The sequence below is a fragment of the Senegalia sp. (in: firmicutes) genome, assembly GCF_052088025.1.
GTDB lineage: Bacteria > Bacillota > Clostridia > Tissierellales > SIT17 > Anaeromonas.
This window is the reverse complement of record NZ_JBQCYD010000028.1, coordinates 1-2854: the sequence shown is the minus strand read 5'-3', so window position 1 is coordinate 2854 and position 2854 is coordinate 1. Positions and strand designations below refer to the sequence as shown.

General features: G+C 27.6%; 4 protein-coding genes. 2 read left to right on the top strand and 2 right to left on the bottom strand.

Annotated features, from left to right (window positions below):
- A partial coding sequence (locus ACTHUW_RS08605; RefSeq protein WP_442213049.1) for a TIGR03915 family putative DNA repair protein occupies positions 1-739 on the bottom strand: 739 nt, incomplete at its 3' end.
- On the bottom strand, positions 736-1992 hold the full coding sequence (locus tag ACTHUW_RS08600) for a putative DNA modification/repair radical SAM protein (RefSeq protein WP_442213046.1): 1257 nt from the start codon (positions 1990-1992) through the stop codon (positions 736-738). The genes ACTHUW_RS08605 and ACTHUW_RS08600, both read right to left, overlap by 4 nt.
- Positions 1993-2134: 142 nt before the next feature.
- Here ACTHUW_RS08600 and ACTHUW_RS08595 point away from each other — a divergent pair, with 142 nt between their 5' ends.
- The gene (locus tag ACTHUW_RS08595; protein WP_442197917.1) at positions 2135-2314 is read left to right on the top strand and encodes a hypothetical protein; all 180 of its coding nucleotides are present in this window, start codon (positions 2135-2137) and stop codon (positions 2312-2314) included.
- 164 nt (positions 2315-2478) lie between these two features.
- Positions 2479-2733 (top strand): hypothetical protein, encoded by a 255-nt coding sequence (locus ACTHUW_RS08590; protein WP_442213044.1) that lies wholly within the window; start codon positions 2479-2481, stop codon positions 2731-2733.
- The last annotated feature ends 121 nt before the right edge of the window (positions 2734-2854 follow it).

The following is a 2854-nucleotide window of genomic DNA, read 5'->3' as shown; positions in this document are numbered from 1 at the left end:
CCCCTTTTTCTATTAGATATTTCCAATATTTCTTTGGCATATTACTTCTTTGAAGTTTTGGATTCATCTTTTCCTTTATAGATATGGATTTAAAATACATCTTCCATAAGCTTTGATAGTCCTCTTCACTTTTATCAAAGTTTATATTTAAATCACCATCTACTTCCTTTATGATCCATTCTTTCTTATTGTAAAATACAGCTAGCTTTCTTTTTTTATCATGAATTATGAAATTTTCATTTGCAAGTCTATTTGTGAAATATGGAGCTAATACACCTATTACATTGTAATCTGGTTCTATTTCTGCATATAATATGTTGTTTTTAAGTTCTTTAAAGCGGATTAAACCTGTCATCCTATGTCTCTCTCGACTTACTCTTTTATATATATTTTCTATCTTTAATACAATAGGATTAGCTAAATTTGATTCAATATCTGCCCCTATTTTAAAGCCTAATCTTACAAATTCAAGTATATCACTTTCAATACCATCTATTTCAGAAAGGTAGGCATAATATATCTTTTTTAATGCTGAATTAGAAATTTTATTAATTATTGCATGATATACTTTTTTAGCATTTTCCTCGTGAGATTCTATTAATATTTCCCTGACTAAGAAATTATCTTCTCTTTTTTCATTATCTATTATCTTATCTGGCTTATCCTTATTATAATATGCATTATATATTGAAGATAAAAGTCCATCAAAAGAGCCATCATATATGTAATGATTTATCATGACAATCCACCCAATTCCCAAATGGATAATTGCTTTTCATTTTGATTTCTATTTGTAGCATATATAAGTTTATCTCTTATTATATCTGAATTCATAGAACTAATACCATAGTGCTTTCCACTACAAGTTATGAAATATTTGGCTCTTTTAAGTACTATATTTAATTTCTTTAGATTATAGAAATCAAGATTTCTAAATTTTCTTGCAGCTACAATCCTTCTAGCAGATTTAACCCCTATTCCTGGTACTCTTAAAAGCATATTGTAATCAGCCCTATTTATTTCTACTGGAAAATGTTCTATATTTCTAAGTGCCCAATCACATTTGGGATCAAGTAATAGATCAAAATCAGGATTTTTATCAGATAATAATTCATCTGCCTTAAAATTATAATACCTAAGTAGCCAATCTGCTTGATATAACCTATTTTCTCTAATGACAGGTGGTGAATCAATTATAGGTAAATTGGGTGATTTAGAAACTGGTACAAAGGCAGAATAATATACTCTTTTTAAATTATATCCATCATACAAACCTTCTGTTAATTTAAGTATCTTTAGATCATTGTCATCAGTTGCACCAACTATTAGCTGGGTGCTTTGTCCTCCTGGTACAAAGGAATTTGCATATTTAAATTTTTTCTTTTCTTCTCTTGTTTGAATGATCCTATCCTTAATATTTCCCATGGGTGTTAATATGCTTTTACTTGTCTTATTTGGAGCTAGTAATTTAAGTCCTTTTTCAGAAGGCAATTCTATATTTATACTCATCCTATCTACATATAGGCCTATTTCATCTATTATTCTCTTGTCGGCATGGGGTATGGCTTTTGTATGTATATAACCATTAAAACCTTCAACCTCTCTAAGTCTTTTTACAACCCTTAATATGAGCTCCATAGTATGATTAGGTGACTTTATTATTGCAGAACTTAGAAATAATCCTTCTATATAATTTCGTTTGTAAAAATTTATAGTTAAATCCACTATTTCATCAGGTGTTAGTGTTGCCCTTTCTAAATCATTTGAGCTTCTATTTATACAATAAGCACAGTCATATATGCAGTAATTTGTCATAAGTATTTTAAGAAGAGAGATACATCTTCCATCATCAGACCAACTGTGGCATATTCCATTTATACTGGCAGAACCCATTCCACCTTTTTTATTCTTTCTATCACTTCCACTAGAAGAACAAGAAACATCATACTTTGCAGCATCAGAAAGTATTCTAAGCTTATCTAATACATCCAAAAAAATCACCTCTTTCTATAGGAAAATTATACTATAAGAAAAGGCATGTGTCAAACATGTGTTCGGTGTGGTGGATGAGTGTAATATATGGTAAAATATAGATAACAATTAGTTCTTTAAGCCTTAATGAAAGGAGGAGAATATGAGTTTTTTAAAAGAAATAATTATAATAGTTTCGGCATTATCATTACAGAAAATTACATATAAATTAGGTGGTTTTAATTTTGAAGATGCTCCCCTATTTTCTTTAAAAACATTTTATGATTTGTCTATTTTTGTAGTGTATTTTATTGTTATAGCTTTTATTCTAGGTAAGTTATAGTTATGCTAATTACAATTCAATTTATCCTCCAATAGAAAACATGAAATTTTATTTGAAGTTTAATCACATTGCTTATATGTATTTTTCCTTATTCTTATTTGATTTATTATTTGCTAGGTTTTATGTGATTTTAAAAAAATATAAAAGATAGGGGGTGTTTGATTATGGTAAGAATAATAACTGGAAGTGTATTTCTTTTAATATCTGCTATACTGTATAGTACAAAATATTTATCTGCTGCTATTGCTGGGATAAATAATAATGTTTGGGGTGAAGAAGACTTTATACGAATGTTATCTTACACTCCAATTTTTTTAAACTTTTATATTTATATTTCTTTTATACTAGGTATAAGCCTTCTTATATGGTATGTTATTGATTTTTATAATAAAAATAATCAGAATAAAAGGGAAGAATAGAATATATCATATATCCTATTTCTTCCCTTTTATTTTAAATCATCAATATAATTCTTTTTCTATCTCAAATAAAAAGTTATTTACAGCTTCTAAAAAATATTGCTTCACCTTTATTCTTATA